Annotated in this window: 10 protein-coding genes and 1 riboswitch; of the genes, 2 read left to right on the top strand and 8 right to left on the bottom strand. The window is 71.7% G+C overall.

All coding sequences use genetic code 11. The annotated features are described in order from the left end of the window. Window positions 1–220: 220 nt before the first annotated feature. Window positions 221–2,641 carry a glycoside hydrolase family 9 protein gene (locus tag ABTX18_RS00925; protein WP_352120582.1) on the top strand — a complete coding sequence of 807 codons (2,421 nt, stop codon included), beginning with the start codon at window positions 221–223 and terminating at the stop codon, window positions 2,639–2,641. A gap of 89 nt (window positions 2,642–2,730) precedes the next feature. Here the strand turns inward: ABTX18_RS00925 and ABTX18_RS00920 are convergent, their stop codons facing one another. Further along, window positions 2,731–4,524 carry an ABC transporter ATP-binding protein gene (locus ABTX18_RS00920; RefSeq protein ID WP_352120581.1) on the bottom strand — a complete coding sequence of 598 codons (1,794 nt, stop codon included), beginning with the start codon at window positions 4,522–4,524 and terminating at the stop codon, window positions 2,731–2,733. Between the two features lie 74 nt (window positions 4,525–4,598). Continuing rightward, entirely contained in the window at window positions 4,599–5,828 is a 1,230-nt protein-coding gene (locus ABTX18_RS00915; RefSeq protein ID WP_352120580.1) for a benzoate/H(+) symporter BenE family transporter, read from the bottom strand. A 151-nt stretch (window positions 5,829–5,979) separates the two neighbouring features. Between ABTX18_RS00915 and ABTX18_RS00910 the strand changes: the two genes are divergently transcribed. Then, on the top strand, window positions 5,980–6,570 hold the full coding sequence (locus ABTX18_RS00910) for a helix-turn-helix domain-containing protein (RefSeq protein ID WP_352120579.1): 591 nt from the start codon (window positions 5,980–5,982) through the stop codon (window positions 6,568–6,570). Between the two features lie 10 nt (window positions 6,571–6,580). Here the strand turns inward: ABTX18_RS00910 and ABTX18_RS00905 are convergent, their stop codons facing one another. The 6 genes from ABTX18_RS00905 to ABTX18_RS00880 form a co-directional block, all read right to left on the bottom strand. Next, complete coding sequence (locus tag ABTX18_RS00905) at window positions 6,581–7,369, bottom strand: glutathione S-transferase family protein (protein WP_352120578.1); 789 nt, start codon at window positions 7,367–7,369, stop codon at window positions 6,581–6,583. Window positions 7,370–7,651: 282 nt separating this feature from the next. Further along, window positions 7,652–7,796: riboswitch (SAM riboswitch) on the bottom strand. Window positions 7,797–7,869: 73 nt separating this feature from the next. After that, window positions 7,870–8,460: an N-acetylmuramoyl-L-alanine amidase gene (locus ABTX18_RS00900; protein WP_352120577.1), complete on the bottom strand. Its 591-nt coding sequence runs from the start codon at window positions 8,458–8,460 to the stop codon at window positions 7,870–7,872. Window positions 8,461–8,508: 48 nt separating this feature from the next. Continuing rightward, window positions 8,509–9,984, bottom strand: coding sequence for an APC family permease (locus ABTX18_RS00895; RefSeq protein WP_352120576.1), 1,476 nt, complete (start codon window positions 9,982–9,984; stop codon window positions 8,509–8,511). 187 nt (window positions 9,985–10,171) lie between these two features. Further along, the gene (locus tag ABTX18_RS00890; protein ID WP_352120575.1) at window positions 10,172–11,521 is read right to left on the bottom strand and encodes an esterase-like activity of phytase family protein; all 1,350 of its coding nucleotides are present in this window, start codon (window positions 11,519–11,521) and stop codon (window positions 10,172–10,174) included. Window positions 11,522–11,701: 180 nt separating this feature from the next. Next, window positions 11,702–13,063, bottom strand: a complete 1,362-nt coding sequence (locus ABTX18_RS00885) for an SWIM zinc finger family protein (protein WP_352120574.1) — start codon at window positions 13,061–13,063, stop codon at window positions 11,702–11,704. Further along, window positions 13,060–15,951 carry an SCO1167/SCO6262 family helicase gene (locus tag ABTX18_RS00880; RefSeq protein WP_352120573.1) on the bottom strand — a complete coding sequence of 964 codons (2,892 nt, stop codon included), beginning with the start codon at window positions 15,949–15,951 and terminating at the stop codon, window positions 13,060–13,062. The genes ABTX18_RS00885 and ABTX18_RS00880 overlap by 4 nt, the downstream gene beginning before the upstream one ends. Between the last annotated feature and the right edge of the window lie 23 nt (window positions 15,952–15,974).

Here is a 15,974-nt window from a genome sequence, read left to right as displayed (position 1 = left end):
GGGTTCCGCACCGCCGCGGGCCGGCCCGACGGACTCCCCGTCGGGCCGGTCTGCGCGGCGGCGTCAGCTACTCCCCCGAAGCGTGCCGCTTCGCTGAAGTGTTCCTGTCAGAAGTGTTGACAGGCTCCCACGGGAGCTGGCTTCATGAGCAACGCCTATGGGAGCGCTCCCATGCGGTTGCGGTTCCGCGCCCCCACCGACGTACGGAAGGATTGTTCCGTTGCGCTCGCTCACTCTCCCCACCCTGCGAAGACGACACCGGCGGGCCGGCACGGGCCCGTCCGCGTACCGGCCCGGCCGCCCCGGCTCCATCGCGCTGGCCCTCGCTCTCGGTGCCGGTCTGCTGCTTCCGCTGTCGCTGTCCGGCAACGCGGCCGCCGCGCCGGCCTTCGACTACGGCGAGGCGCTGCAGAAATCGGTGCTGTTCTACGAGGCGCAGCAGTCGGGCACTCTCCCCGACACCAACCGGGTCGGCTGGCGCGGTGATTCCGCCCTCGACGACGGGAAGGACGCCGGTCTCGATCTCACGGGTGGCTGGTACGACGCCGGTGACCACGTCAAGTTCGGTCTGCCGATGGCCTTCTCCACCACCATGCTCGCCTGGGGCGGTGTCGAGGAGAAGAGTGCGTACGCGTCCTCCGGACAGCTCCCGTACCTCAAGAACAACCTCCGCTTCGTCAACGACTACTTCCTCAAGGCGCATCCCTCGCCCAACGTCCTCTACGGGCAGGTGGGCAACGGCGGGGACGACCACAAATGGTGGGGGCCGGCCGAGGTGATGCCGATGAAGCGGCCCGCCTACAAGATCGACGCCTCCTGCCCCGGCACCGACCTGGCCGGTCAGACAGCGGCGGCCCTGGCCTCCTCGTCGATGGTGTTCGCGGACAGCGACCCCGCGTACGCCACGAAGCTGATCACCCATGCGAAGCAGCTGTACACCTTCGCCGACACCTACCGCGGGAAGTACAGCGACTGCATCACCGACGCGCAGGCGTACTACAACTCCTGGAGCGGGTACAACGACGAACTGGTCTGGGGCGCGATCTGGCTCTACAAGGCCACCGGTGACACCTCGTACCTGGCCAAGGCCGAGTCGTACTACGACAACCTCTCGACCGAGCCGCAGAGCAGCACCCGGTCCTACCGCTGGACGCTCTCCTGGGACGACAGTTCCTACGGGGCGTACGTGCTGCTCGCCCAGCTGACGGGGAAGCAGAAGTACGTCGACGACGCGAACCGCTGGCTCGACTGGTGGACGGTCGGCGTCAACGGGCAGCGCGTGGCCTACTCGCCCGGCGGCCAGGCCGTGCTCGACAGCTGGGGATCCCTGCGGTACGCGGCGAACACCGCCTTCGTGGCGCTCAGTTACTCCGACTGGCTGACCGACACCACCCGCAAGGCGCGATACCACGACTTCGCCGTCCGGCAGATCAACTACGCGCTGGGCGACAACCCGCGCAAGTCGAGTTACGTGGTCGGCTTCGGCAGCAACCCGCCGACGAAGCCGCACCACCGCACCGCACACGGTTCGTGGACCGACCAGATGAACAACCCCGTGGAGACCAGGCACACGCTGTACGGAGCCCTCGTCGGCGGGCCCAGCGCGGCCAACGACTCGTACACCGACGACCGTTCCAACTACGTGAACAACGAGGTCGCCACCGACTACAACGCGGCCTTCACCGGCGCACTGGCCCGGCTCTACGGCGAATACGGCGGCGCCCCGCTCGCGGACTTCCCGCGGCAGGAGACACCGGACGGGCCCGAGATGTCGGTCCAGGCATCGGTCAACGCGGCGGGCAGCAACTTCACCGAGATCAAGGCATATCTCGTCAACCGGTCCGCATGGCCGGCGCGCGCACTCACCAACGCGTCCGCGCGCTACTACTTCACCCTGGAACCCGGCGTCACACCGGGACAGATCAGCTTCACCACCAACTACAACCAGTGCGGTCAGGTGACGGGCCCCACGCATGTGGCGGGGGACGTCTACTACGTGAGCGTGGACTGCTCCGCCACGGACATCGCACCGGCCGGCCAGTCCGCGTACCGCAAGGAGGTGCAGTTCCGGATCACCTCGTCCGGGGCCTGGAATCCGGCGAACGACTGGTCCTACCCCTCGTCGGCCACGACCCCCGGCACCGCGCCCGTGGACGCACCGCACATGGTGCTGCTCGAGGGCACCGCGCCACAGTGGGGGAGCGCCCCCGACGGCACCGGACCCGAACCGACGCCGGACCCGACGACGACCCCGGATCCGACGCCCGACCCCACGACGACCCCGGACCCCACACCGACGCCCGACCCGACCGGTACGCCCGGCCCGGCCGGCTCCTGCGCGGTCACCTACCGCGTCGGCCAGTCATGGGGAAGCGGATTCACGGCGGACGTCACGGTCCGGAACACCGGAACGGCCCCGGTCGACGGCTGGCAGCTGGGCTTCGCCTTCGGCGGGGCGGAGAAGATCACCAACGCCTGGAACGCGACCGCCACGCAGAGCGGCTCAAGCGTCACGGTGAAGAACGCGTCCCACAACGCGGCGATTCCGGCGGGAGGTTCCGTCTCCTTCGGGTTCCAGGCCGGCGGCGCGCCGGCGCAGGCGCCGTCCTCCTTCACCCTCAACGGGACGGAGTGCGGCTGACCCACCCGGGGGCTGTCCCTGTCCCGGGACAGCCCCCCTCGGCAGGGGGTGATCCTGTTGGGAGGCGGCCCGCTGTCCGCCCGGTCCGTTTACGGGTGGGCAGGCTGAAGGCCCGCGTACACGCCTTCCCGGCCGATCAGTTCCTCGTGCGTGCCCACCTCCGCGATCCGGCCGCCCTCCATCGCCACGATGCGGTCGGCGCCCTGGATCGTGGAGAGCCGGTGGGCGACGACGAAGACCGTACGGCCCTGTACGAGCCGCGAAAGAGCCTCCTGCACCAGGGCCTCGGAGCGGTTGTCCAGCGCGGAGGTGGCCTCGTCGAGCACCAGCACCCTGGGGTCCCGGATCAGCGCCCGGGCGATGGCGAGGCGCTGCTTCTGGCCGCCCGAGAGGCGGGCCCCCCGCTCACCGACGACCGTGTCCAGGCCGAGGGGCAGATCGTTGACGAACTCCAGCGCGTTGGCGTCCGCCAGCGCGCGTATGAGTGTGGCCTCGTCGGTGTCCTTCATCCCGTACGTCACGTTGTCGCGGATGCTGCCCTCGAAGAGGATCGATTCCTGCGGGACCACGGACAGGAAGCGCCGGTAGCTGCGCAGATCGAGCCCCGCCATGTCCTTGCCGTCGAGCAGGATGCGGCCCGACGTGGGCCGGATGAAGCCGATGAGGAGGTTCAGGACGGTCGATTTGCCGGCGCCCGATGCGCCGACCAGCGCGATGGTCTCGCCAGGCCGCGCGGAGAGGGTGAACCCGTCGACGGCGGGGTCCGCGTCCTCGTAGGCGAAGCCGACGTCCTCGAAGTCGATCCGGCCGGTGACGTGGTCGACCTGTGCCTTGCCCGCGTTGTGTTCGAGGTCGGGCGCCTGGAGCACCTCGCCCGCCGAACGCACCGACTCCAGCCCCTTGGTGAGGATGGGTGCCAGGCCCAGCAGCGTGGTCACCGAGCCCGTCAGTACGGTGAAGAAGGCGCTCAGCATCACGACGTCGCCGGCGGTGATGGGCATCCAGCCGTGGTACGCGATCAGTGCCGATCCCGTCAGGCACAGCACGCCCAGGGTGTTGAGGATGACCCAGGCCAGGGACCCGAAGCGGCCGTTGATCACGTCCAGGCGCAGGCCGGCCGCGAAGACCTGGCGCAGCGAGCCGTCGACCCGGCCGAGCGCGGTGCGCTCCAGTCCGTGGGCGCGGGTGATGGGGATGAGGGTGGTCATCTCGCCGACCCGGGAGGACAGTTGCTCGACCTCGCGCCGGAAGGACTCGTTGTGGCTGCGCAGCCGGCCGCGCAGCTTCATCACGAGGAAACCGGCCGCGGGCACCACGATCAGGAAGACCGGAAGGAACGCGGGTACGCGCACGCCGATGACGACGAGGCCGCCGACCAGCGTCACGACGGCGCCGAGCCCCATGTCGGCGCTCTGCTGCATCATCTGCTCCACGGACTCCACGTCGCGGACCACCTTGGCCTGCAGGACGCTCGAACTGACCCGTGCGTGGTAGCCGATGGACAGTTGCTGCATGCGCCGGCACAGCGCCGAGCGCAGGGTGATGCCCATGCGCCGGATGCTGCCGCCGAGGCAGCGTACGTACCACTGGTGCAGCGGATAGTTGATCACGAGGATGAACAACAGGACGCCGGTGGCCTTCCACAGCCGCGATTCCGGGCCGTGCTGGACCACCACGTCCAGGACGGTGGCGGTGATCAGGGGAAGCAGCCAGATGGGGCTGTGCTTCACGACGAAGAAGACGACCGCGAGTGCCAGCCGTCCCCGGTCGGGACGCAAAAGGTAGGCGAGGGTACGGAAGGGGTTCTCGCCGCGGTAGCGGTGGTCGAGGTGGTCGAGGGCCGCCAGGGGTTCGGCGGGAGGCTGGGAAACCGCTTTCTGCATGGTGACCATCCCACCCCGCATCCGCCGCCCGGAGCAACCCCGTCCCACGGAGGGGACAGAAGCGGGTCCGGGACTCAGTGGACGCGGACTTCCTCCGGCACCGCCCCGGTCGCGGACTCCTCGCGGCGCGGTCGGCCCACCGAGGCGATCGCACCCGTGACCAGACCGGCCAGCAGACCCCAGAACGCGGAGCCGATCCCCAGCAGTGTCACACCGGAAGCGGTGGCGAGGAAGGTCACCACGGCCGCCTCCCGGGACGCCTTGTCGGCCAGCGCCGCCGACAACGAGGCCTCGATGGTGGCGAGCAGGCCGATTCCGGCGATCGCCAGGACGAGTACCTGCGGCATCGCGGTGAGAAGCGAGGCGACGGTCGCGCCGAGGAGGCCGACGCAAAGGTAGAAGAAGCCCGCCCACACCGCGGCCAGGAAGCGCCTGTCGCGGTCGGGGTGGGCCTCCTCGCCCGTGCAGATGGCGGCCGTGATCGCGGCCAGGTTGAGGCCGAACGCCCCGAACGGCGCCAGTACGGCGTTGGCCGCGCCGGTCCACGTCATCAGGGGCGAGACCGGTACGTCGTACCCGGCACCGCGGATCACGGCGACGCCCGGCAGGTTCTGCGAGGCCATGGTGACGACGAACAGGGGCGTGCCGACGCTGACGAGCACCTTCCAGTTGAACTCCGGTGTGGTGAAGACCGGAACGGCCAGGCCCAGCCGGAGCTCGCCCAGCTGCCAGCCGCCGGTGAACACGGTGGCCACCACGCCCGCCGCGAGGGCCAGCAGCACCGCATACCGCGGCAGCAGGCGCCGGCCGAGCAGATAGAGGACGAACATGGGGAACGCGACCGCGAACCCGCCGTGCATCGTGCTGAACAGCCCTGTGCCGAACCGCAGCAGCACCCCGGCGAGGAGCGCGGCCGCCAGCGGAACCGGGATCCGGCCCATGAGACGGCTGAACCAGCCCGTCACGCCGCTCACGAGGATGAGCAGCCCCGAGAAGACGAACGCGCCCACCGCCTGAGCCATCGTCACCCCGCTCAGGCCCGTCGTCAGCAGGGCGGCTCCCGGCGTCGACCACGCGGTCACGACGGGCGCCCGGAAGCGGAGCGACAGCCCGATGCAGGTGCAGGCCAGACCGACACCCAGTGCGAGCATCCAGGACGAGATCTCGCGCGCGTCCGCCCCCGCGGCCCGCGCGGCCGTGAAGACCAGCGCCGCCGAACTGGTGACGCCGACCATGACGGCGATCAGTCCGGCCACCACGGCCGAGAGCGGGGCGGCCGAGCGTATGCGGGCGATCGCGAACATGAGGGAGCCACTTCCTGTGCTGCTGTGAGAGGGCCGATGTCCCGGTGTCCCGGCACGCCCGGCGTTCCATATACGGAACGTTCTGTATGTGGAACACTAGAGAAGCGGGCCGACGCCCGTCAACCAGGAATGCGGAGCGGGTGCGGAGCCGATGGGGCTGAACGAGGACGTGGGACGCAGGCTACGAACGCTGCGGAGCGAGCGGGGCCTGTCCCTGTCCGAGCTGGCCCGGCGCTCCCGCGTGGGCAAGGGGACGCTCTCGGAGCTGGAGAGCGGGACGCGCAATCCCACCCTGGAGACGTTGTACGCCCTCGCCACCGCGCTCGGCCTTCCGCTCAGCGCCGTACTCGGCGACCCGCCGTCGGCGGGCCGCTGGGGGCAGGCACTTCCCGGCGTCTCGGGGAGCGCCGTCACCGCCGTTCTTCTGGAGCGGTACGAGGACGGGCCCGCGGTCACCGACGTGTTCCGCATCAGCATCGGGGCGGGGACCGTACAGGAGTCGCAGGGGCATGTCCCCGGTACGCGGGAGAGCCTGATGGTGCTGACCGGCACCGCCGTCGTCGGACCGCCGGACGACACCAGTACGGCCGTCCCCGGCGTCTGTGCGCACTGGAAGGCCGACGCGCCCCACGTCTACAGCGCGCCCGACGGGGATGTGCAGGGCATCCTCTTCGTCCGCTATCCGTCGGTGGGAGAGCCCGCGGGCGGTGCCGGTCGGGGAACCGCCCGCGACGGCGGCTGAGCGCGGGGGGTCACGCCGCGGCGGACGCCACCTCGTTCGCGCACCGGAAGGCGGGATGGCCGCCGAGTCGGCGGACGTACTCCTGGAGCCGGGGGTACGGGCACAGGGAGTCGGCCGGACCCGGCTGGACGAGCGCCACCCACAGGTCCACGTCGGCGGCCGTCAGCTCCGCACCCACCGCATAGGGATGCAGGGAGAGCCGGCGCTCCATGACATCGAGCGCCGCCGATCGCTCCGAGGGCGCGGCGGAAGAAGTGACATTGCGGTCCAGCAGCTCACGCAGGGCTTCGATGTCCGCGGCGAGCGCCGGCGGGTGCAGCGCGGAAGGGCAGGCATCGTCGTGTCCGGACAGCGGACCCGCGAGGTCGCGGAGGATGCCGGGGGTGTGGTTGCTGACGATGCGGCCGCTCCAGCGGTCGCGCAGAGCGGGAGCCGTCAGAGGTCCGTCGTAGTGGTGCACCGTGGCCTCGTACGCGCTGCGCAGTGAGGCGAAGGCCTCGGGTGCCCCGGCCGGGTGGGTCAGGAGCGTCGTGGTGACCGAGTCCCGCAGGCCGAGAAGGCCGACAGTGATGGAGATGCGCAGCGAGCGCGGACAACCCGCCGACAGGAACAGCTCATAGCGGTGCGGTGCCGGATAGAAGCCGCCGCCGAGACCGACGCCGATCCGGCTGCGCAGGCGGGGGGACGGAACACCCGACGAGGGGCGCAGGCCTGCCGCGCGTGAAGCGGCGGCTGAGGAAACGGGTCCGCGCTGTGGCGGGTTGCCCGCACTGGAACCGCGCGATGCTGTCTCGGGCATGACTCTCCCTATGGGATTACCTGCGGGAAGGACGAAGCCACCACCGCCGTGTGGGCGGGGGTATGCGGAGCGACTGCGCTTGCGTACCGGGCCGGACCGAGCGGACCCGGCCGGCCCCGGCGCGAGCGCGCCGGGACGAAGGGCCCGGCCGGTCCGGCCAGGACAGGTCCGGCGTCGGCTAGTAGGCGCTGGAGACGCGCAGCAGATCGATGTGCAGGCGCCTCGTCAAGCCGTTCCTCGGCAAATCCCCACCGGTCCCGCCATCAGGGCTCGCGAGACGCGAGACCACGCTTGTCCTGTTGCACCAACAGAACCCGGTCGTCACCCGGGGCACCCCATCGCGGTGGAAGGGTTGCCTGTCAGCGGGCCGGGGCCGATAACCGCACGAGCGGGAGATCCCGCACGGGCAGCGCTGACAATCGTGACCGTCCACGTCAGTTTCGACGCGCCGGGATGCGCCGTCAAGAAGGCGGGGCGAGCCGTCTCACCTGGTGGTCGGCTCAGCCCGCACCCAGGAGATTGACCAGGCGGATGTAGCGCACCCAGTCCCAGTGCGGCCCCGGGTCCGTGTGGTCCGTGCCGGGGACCTGAGCATGGCCCAGGATGTGCGCGCGGTCCTTGGGGATGCCGTAGCGGTCGCACACCGACGCGGTCAGCAACGCCGACTGCTCGTACAGGGCGTTGGTGAAGTAGGCGGGCTGGTCCACATAGCCCTCGTGCTCGATTCCGATGCTGCGCGTGTTGTAGTCCCAGTTCCCCGCGTGCCAGGCGATGTTCTTCTCCCGCACGCACTGGTCGATGTAGCCGTCCGACGAGCGCACCACATAGTGCGCGGACACCTGTTTCGCCGGATTCTGGAAGATCGCCACGGCGTCCGAGAACGTCTCCTGCGTGACATGGATGATCACGAACTGCACCGGATAGGCCGAAGGGCGGGTCGACACCGTGTAGTTGGACGTCGAGGCCGGCACCCAGTGGGCCGCCGGATAGTCCGTCTCGCCGGCCGTCGCCGCGGTGGCGCGGACGGAGGCGGGAAGCAGGGCACCCGCGGCCGTCGCCGTGACGCCCTGAAGGATCCTTCTGCGGTCCATGCGTTACTCCTGGGTGTGGGGGGAGGGACAACCGCTTTGGCTGACCGGTCAGTTGGGCGCTCTGACCTCCTGGGCCCCCGGGTCGTCGTCCAGATGGATCCTGCCCATCCGGGCCACCCGCTCCGGATGTCTGCGCAGCAGCACCGCCAGGACGACGATCCCGGTCACCATCCAGATGCCGACGACGGGACCCGCGTACGAGACGGGGGCGCTGAGTTCGGAGACGAAGTCGAACACGGGGATACCGGCGGCCGTCAGCAGCGCCGGTACGAACGCCGCGATGCCCAGCACCGGGAACACGAGGTGCAGAACCGGGTTGAACGCGTCCCGGCGCCGCCGCAGGAAATAGCCGGCGCAGGCCAGGTTCACCACGATGTACACGCCGATGATCACCGTCACGATCACGGTGGCCAGCAGAACGAAGGCCGTCACGGGGTCGTACGCGAATCCCAGGCCGAGCGCCGCGCCCACCGCGATCACGAACTGCGCGGCGACCCCGGTGACGGGGGAGCGGCGGCGCGGATGGAGCCGTGCGAACGCCCGGGGAAACACTCCGGTGCGGCCGAGCGCGTACGCCGTGCGGGTCGACACGTTCGCGCACGCGTTCGCGTTGGCCACGGTCGAGTTGACGACGGCGAGGAAGAGCAGCACCCAGAACAGGCCGAACGACGCGCGGGCCACGCCCTCCCAGGAGGCTGCTCCCGAGGTGCCGAAGCCCGCCAACCGGTCCGGCCCGAAATACACGGATATGGCGTACGTGGTGAGGACGTACACCAGGCCGATGGACAGCGCGGCGCCCAGCACCGCACGCCTCATGGTGCGACGCGGGTTCTTCGTCTCCTCGGCGAGAGGCGCCGCCGCCTCGAACCCCGCGAAGGCCAGCACGGTGTAGACGGAACCGGCGAAGATGCCGCTGATGCCGTCGAAGCCCTCGGCCGTGTGGGAGGGGCCGAACACCGACAGGGTGTTGTCGGCCCCCGCCTGCCCGATCAGCAGCACGGCGAAGGCGACGAACACCAGCACCTCGAAGACGCCGAGCACGGTGCCGAACCGGGCGGAGGCCCGGACGCCGAAGTAGCCGGCCAGCGCGATGATCACCGCGCCCAGGAGCGACCACGGCCACCAGAGGTCCGCAGGGTAGGACGCCCACTCCTGATGGAGGGTGCCCGCGGTCGTGAATCCGAGCTGAAGCAGCAGCAGCGCGGGCACCAGCGCCTCGACGAACACGTATCCCCACCCGACGAGAAAGCCCACCGTCGGATGCAGCCCCTGCGCCGAGTACGTGGCGACCGACCCGGCCGCGGGCAGATGACGGGCCAGCTCCGCCACGCACGAGGCGGTGAACAGACAGGCCACCAGCGCCACGAGCACCGACAACGGCAGGCTGCCGCCCGCGAACGCGGCCCCGGCGGGGATGGAAGCGGCGATGGCGGCCGCCGGAGCCATCGCCGTGACGCTCTGGAACAGGACCTCGCGCAGCCCGATGGCATCGCGCAGAAGCCCGTGACCCGATTCCCCCGACATCCCGTGACTCCCTCTTGTCCGGTGACCGGAATCCGACGTCCGATGTACGGCCGAGCAGCGTGCGCGCCCCACCGTACGGGCGTCGCGCGGGTGACGGAAGACGGCAGAAGCCCGAAATCGCAGCGGGCGAGGGGGAGTTGGTGGTGGCAGGTGCGCCTTCGGGGCCGCCGGACGGCCCGTCGGTTCGTCAGTGCGTCAGCGGGCGCGGGAGCTTCAGCAGTGTCACGGACGTCTTGATGCCGGAGTCGACCAGCCGGCCGTCCGCGTCGAAGGCGCTTGCCCCGTCGGTCATGCCGAAGTCGTTGTCGTTGATGAGGGCGAGCGTGTCCGGGCCCGTCACCGCCACGCCTTCGATCTTCCCGGGCACGCCCGGGACCGTACCCAGGTCGACGACGAGACGCTTGCGCAGGACCGGTACACCCGCGGCCGCAGGGTCCGCCAGTTCCTCGTACGAGGGCGAGGCTGCCGGGACGTCCCAGCGCGAGCCCAGGATGCCGGCGCCGCGGGGGAGCGTGACGCGGTGCAGACGGGCCGCCCGGTCGGTGCGCTCCTCGATCAGGAGGTCGTTGCCGCCGATCGCGACGACCGAGGAGATCTTCAGCTCGGACGTGTCGTCCTCACCCGGGTCCACGACCCCCACGGCGTCGAAGCGGTACGCGTACTCCGCCGTGACCGCACGCTTCTTCGGGGAGAAGCGCAGCAGCCGCACGTTGCGCGAAGCCTCGCCCGCGTCCTTGTCGGGCAGCGCGAGCGGGCTCTGGACGGCGAGCACCAGATCGCCGCCCGGCAGCAGTGCCAGGCCCTCGAAGCCGCGGTTGACCTTCCGGTGGAGCAGAACGCCGGGCAGCGCCTCGACCACGGGGTAGTCCGCGCCCGCGAGGTCCAGGCCCTCGGGGACGTAACGGGCCAGCACCCGGCCGCCTGCCGAGACGTGTACCAGCGACGGGCCGTACTCGTCGACCAGCCAGAACGAGCCGTCCGCGCTCCGGACGATCCCTTCCGTGTCCAGCCCGTTCGGGTCGTACGGGAGCCGTGTCCTCGCGTCGTACGAGTAGGGGGCCTCGTCGCGGTCCGCCTGGTTCGGCAGGCCGGTGACGGGAGCACCGGAACGCGTGGTCAGCGGGAGGGAGCGCAGCACCTCGACGTGCTTGCCGCTCACCCGGACCTTCACGATCGCCGGGTCGAAGCCGGGGACGGGGAAGGTACGCCGCTTGGTGCCGTCGACCTTGATCTGACCGTTCGGGCCCCGGTCCGTGACCGTCCAGAACTCGCCCTTGCGGCCGGCCGGGTAGATGTCGCTGCCGATGCCCCCGAGCATCACGCCGCGGTCGTCGTCGACGGTCCCGGGCAGCAGCCCGTTGCTGAAGCCCGCCAGCGGTACGTCCCCGAGCAGGGCGCTCGCGGTGACCCGCGCGGTGCCCTCGGGGCGGTGCTGCCGGTCCTGCGCGCCGGTGGCGGTGCCTGCGGCACACACCGTGCCGAGCAGGGCGAGCGGCAGCCCGACGGCAAGAGATCGACGGACGACACGCGGGGACATGGGGCCTCCTGAGGAGCGAATGACCTGACCGGCGTCACGTTCCGCCGTGCTCCTCAACGGCCGGTGACATCGAGTTGAACTGCCGGGCGGAAGGGGGTGGCGGGCTGGGAACTGAGGCGTTGTGTCAGGAACGACGGCCGGCAGGGGCGGTGTGCCCTGCCGGCCGCCGGTGAGCTGCTGTCAGACGTCCGCGGGGACCGCCGCGTCCGCCCAGGCCGCCGCCGGATCCTCGTCGCACGGCCCCGCCGGGGCCCAGCGGCCGTTCTCCTTGCGGTACGGATACCAGCGCCCGTCCCGCCCGTAGCGCAGCTGGGCGGTGCCGTCCGCCGAGGTCCAGCGGTTGCGCTCGGACCGCAGCCGGGGCGCCTCGTCCTCCTCCCACGCCCCGGCGAGCCGCGTCCTGGCCCGGGCCATCGCGGCGGCGTCCGGCGTCCACTCCTCGTCGAGCACGGCGAGCGCTGCGGCACCGCCGTACTGCCAGGCGCGCACCGCGGCCGGGAGACCGGCGGGCCGACGGCCCGAGCCGGCCGCCAGCCGGTTGGCGATCCACGGCTCGGGGCGCGCCTCGGCTGCCAGCCGTACCGCGTCCTGCCCGGGCGTCAGCCCTGCCGGGACGGGCTGCTGTCCGTGACCGGGCGACAGCGCCTGAGCCAGCATCAGGTGCGCCCGGGCCGCGCTGTCCGCGGCCAGCATCTCCAGGGCCGCGGGGTCCAGGCCCGGTCCGGGGCCGGTCTCCGTGTCCAGGGAGGGCGCCGGTCCCGGGCCGTCGGGGAGGGCCGGGACCGGGGGCAGCGGCGGGAGGATGCCGGCAGCCGCGTAGGCCTCCGCCGCCGGAATCCCGCGCACGGCCCGGTCACCCGTCTCCCCGGCGGGCTCGTCCGCGGTGTCCGACGGCGCCCGACCCGCGGCCCTGGCGGCGATCCGGACCTGGAGTTCGTCCAGCAGCCGCCGCTCCCCGCGGCCCCGCATCAGCAGCAGGACGAACGGATCCTGGTCCAGCAGGCGGGCCACCTGGTAGCAGAGGGCGGCGGTGTGCGGGCAGTGGTCCCACGCCTCGCAGCCGCACTCGGGGTCGAGGTCGCCGATGCCCGGCAGCAGGTCCACACCGGCCGCCGCCGCGTCCTCGACCAGGTGCGGCGGCATCTCCCGGTCGAGCAGGGCCGCGATGTGTCCGGCCCGCTCCACGGCCACGTCCAGGAAGCGGTCCCACTCTCCCTCGGTCAGCTCCTGGAGCAGTACGTCGCTGCGGTACCCGCTCTCCTCACGGTCACGGACCACCGCGGTGATCCGGCCCGGCCGCACGGACACCGCGCCGACCCGGCCCTCACGCGCGAACCGGCGGCCCTTCTTCAGCTGCTGTCCGTCCAGCGCGGTGTCCTCCAGGGCCTTCAGCCACGCCAGGCCCCACCAGGACTCCGCGAAGCGGCGGCCCTTCGCCGGAGGCAGGGCGGCGAACGTGCGCTCCTGCCCGGGCGCCGTCTCGTCGGGCCCCTCCCTGTCGGACCGGTCGCCGAATGCGTCCGACTCATATCCCTCGCTCATCGCGCGCCCCCTCGCAGCTCCACCAGATCGGCCAGTTCCGCATCGCTGAGCTCGGTCAGGGCGCTCTCGCCGGAACCGAGCACCGCGTCCGCGAGCCCCTGTTTGCGGGCCAGCATCTCCGCGATCCGGTCCTCGATCGTGCCCTCGGCGATCAGCCGGTGGACCTGCACCGGCTGGGTCTGCCCGATGCGGTACGCGCGGTCCGTGGCCTGTGCCTCCACCGCCGGGTTCCACCAGCGGTCGAAGTGCACCACATGGCCCGCACGGGTCAGATTGAGTCCCGTCCCCGCGGCCTTCAGCGACAGCAGGAAGACCGGCGCCCCGCCCGACTGGAACCGGCTGACCATCTCCTCCCGCCGAGCCACCGGCGTACCGCCGTGCAGGAACTGGGTGGCGATCCCGCGCGCCGCGAGATGCCGCTCCAGCAGCCGGGCCATCTGCACGTACTGGGTGAAGACGAGGACGCCGGCGCCCTCCGCGAGGATGGTGTCCAGCAGTTCGTCGAGCAGCTCCACCTTCCCAGAACGGTCCGCGACCTGCGGATTCTCCTCCTTCAGGTACTGCGCGGGGTGGTTGCAGATCTGCTTGAGCCCGGTGAGCAGCTTCACCACCAGGCCACGCCGGGCCATCCCGTCGGCTTCGGAGATCGCGGCCAGGGTCTCGCGCACCACCGCCTCGTACAGGCCCGCCTGTTCGGCCGTCAGCGACACCGCGCGGTCCGTCTCCGTCTTCGGCGGAAGTTCCGGGGCGATACCCGGATCGGACTTGCGCCGGCGCAGCAGGAACGGCCGTACCAGAGCGCCGAGGCGCTCGGCAGCCGCCGGGTCGCTGCCGCCTTCCACCGCGCGCGCGTACCGGGTGCGGAAGGTGCCGAGGCGGCCGAGCAGGCCGGGCGTCGTCCAGTCGAGGATGGCCCACAGCTCGGAGAGGTTGTTCTCCACGGGGGTGCCGGTGAGGGCGACCCGCGCCTGCGCGCCGATCGTCCGCAACTGCCTGGCCGTCGCCGAGTAGGGATTCTTCACATGCTGCGCCTCGTCCGCGACGACCATGCCCCACCGCGCGGCCGCGAGCCGGGACGCGTCCAGGCGCATCGTGCCGTAGGTGGTCAGCACGAACTCCCCGTCCACCAGGTTCTCCAGGCTCCGCGAGGCGCCGTGGAAGCGGCGGACCGGAGTGCCGGGGGCGAACTTCTCGATCTCCCGCTGCCAGTTGCCCATCAGGGAGGTCGGGCAGACCACCAGCGTGGGTCCCGCGGCCCCGTCGAGGGCCTGGCGGTGCAGATGCAGGGCGATCAGCGTGATGGTCTTGCCGAGCCCCATGTCGTCGGCCAGACAGCCACCGAGACCGAGCGAGGTCATCGTGTCCAGCCAGTTCAGGCCGCGCAGCTGGTAGTCCCTCAACGTCGCGGCGAGCGCGGTCGGCTGACGAACCGCCGGCTCGTCCCCCGGCCGGGACTCCGGGTCCGCGACCCGCTCCCGCAGGCGCTCCAGCCACCCCGTCGCCCGGACGTCGACGCGTTGGCCGTCGATCTCCGTGGACCCGGTCAGTACGGCGCCGAGCGCGTCGATCGGGGTGACCTTGCGGTCCTGGGTTTCGCGGGCGCGCCGCGCCTCCTCGGGGTCGATCAGCACCCAACGGTCGCGCAGCCGGACCAGGGGCCGTCCGGCCTCGGCGAGCCGGTCGAGTTCGGCACGGCTGAGCTTCTGGTCACCGAGGGCGAACCACCAGTCGAAGGTCAGCAGGGAGTCGGCGGACAGCAGCGGTGCGGTGTCCGACGCGTTGCGCCCGGCTCGTCGGCCCCCGTCCTCCTCCTCGTCCGCGGGGCCGATCACCGCGCCCGCCGTCAGCTTGCGGGCCAGTTCCCTGGGCCAGTGCACCTGAACACCGGTGGCGGACAGCGCCCGTGAGGCCGGGCCGAGCAGGTCGGCGATCTCCTCGTCGGCCGGCTCCACGGCATCCGGTACGGCCGCCGACAGCAGCGGCGCCAGGGGCGGCCACGCGCGCGCGGCCCGGCGCAGCATCAACAGGGTGTCCATCCGGGCCCTCGGCCCGAAGGCGGCGGCGGCCGGTCCCGAGCCGGCCCAGATCTCGGCGGCGTCGGCGACCAGCGCCGGGTCGCTCACGCCGTGGAGCTGCGGGACGACCCGGAAGGAAGGGCTGGGCGCCTGCCCGGAGGGCGCCTCACCGGTCCGGCCGAGACCCAGGACCTCCACGCGCAGCGAGAGCCGGACGCCCGCGTCGTGCCCCGCCGCGACATCGGTGACCCAGGCGCGCCGGCCCGGCAGGCGCTGCGGCGCGTCCGCGGTGAACGCCGGGCCACCCGTGGCGAACGAGGCACCGGGGGTGCGCGGCAGCCCGTCCGCCACCGCGTCGATGAACTCCCGTACCAGCCCATCCGGTTCGGGGAGAAGGAGGGGTTGCGCCAATGCGTCGACGGGCACCGCGTGGGCGGTCGGAGGCATGGACGCGGCCAGGGTGCGGATCCGCGTCCGGTCGTCCGCCGTGAGCGGACCGGCCCGCCACGCGTCGTGGTCCGTGGTGCTCAGTCCCGGCAGCAACAGCCCCCGGGCGGCGAACTGCAGGGCCAGCAGCCCCGCAGCCCCCCAGAACAGGGCGGCGGTGGAGGCGTGTGCCGCCGTCCGGGCGCGGGTGAGCACCGCGAGGGCGTCCCGTACGGGCAGGATGCGCGCGGGCACGGCGTACGGCAGGGCATCGGCCCCGGCGACGGTGAGTTCCTCGACGGTTCCGGGGGCGTCGGGCGGACTGCTGCCGTCCGGATACCAGAAGGCGACCCGTCCGGTCCGGGAGGGATCCGCGGGCAGGAAGACCGCACAACAGCCGGCGAGTGCGGAGATCTCGGAGAGCGTTGCTGCGGGGAGGCGGTGCACAGCGATGTCAGAGTCCTCAAGTT

It is taken from the genome of Streptomyces sp. NPDC096323 (assembly GCF_040302845.1).
In the GTDB taxonomy this organism is placed as follows: domain Bacteria; phylum Actinomycetota; class Actinomycetes; order Streptomycetales; family Streptomycetaceae; genus Streptomyces.
This window is presented reverse-complemented; position numbering and strand designations above follow the sequence as displayed.

What these genes read in the sequence shown, in the direction of transcription:
- ABTX18_RS00900 (WP_352120577.1), bottom strand. Translation starts at nt 8,460, where the DNA reads ATGGACCGCAGAAGGATCCTTCAGGGCGTCACGGCGACGGCCGCGGGT.
- ABTX18_RS00920 (WP_352120581.1), bottom strand. Translation starts at nt 4,524, where the DNA reads ATGCAGAAAGCGGTTTCCCAGCCTCCCGCCGAACCCCTGGCGGCCCTC.
- ABTX18_RS00885 (WP_352120574.1), bottom strand. Translation starts at nt 13,063, where the DNA reads ATGAGCGAGGGATATGAGTCGGACGCATTCGGCGACCGGTCCGACAGG.
- ABTX18_RS00890 (WP_352120575.1), bottom strand. Translation starts at nt 11,521, where the DNA reads ATGTCCCCGCGTGTCGTCCGTCGATCTCTTGCCGTCGGGCTGCCGCTC.
- ABTX18_RS00895 (WP_352120576.1), bottom strand. Translation starts at nt 9,984, where the DNA reads ATGTCGGGGGAATCGGGTCACGGGCTTCTGCGCGATGCCATCGGGCTG.
- ABTX18_RS00905 (WP_352120578.1), bottom strand. Translation starts at nt 7,369, where the DNA reads ATGCCCGAGACAGCATCGCGCGGTTCCAGTGCGGGCAACCCGCCACAG.
- ABTX18_RS00910 (WP_352120579.1), top strand. Translation starts at nt 5,980, where the DNA reads ATGGGGCTGAACGAGGACGTGGGACGCAGGCTACGAACGCTGCGGAGC.
- ABTX18_RS00915 (WP_352120580.1), bottom strand. Translation starts at nt 5,828, where the DNA reads ATGTTCGCGATCGCCCGCATACGCTCGGCCGCCCCGCTCTCGGCCGTG.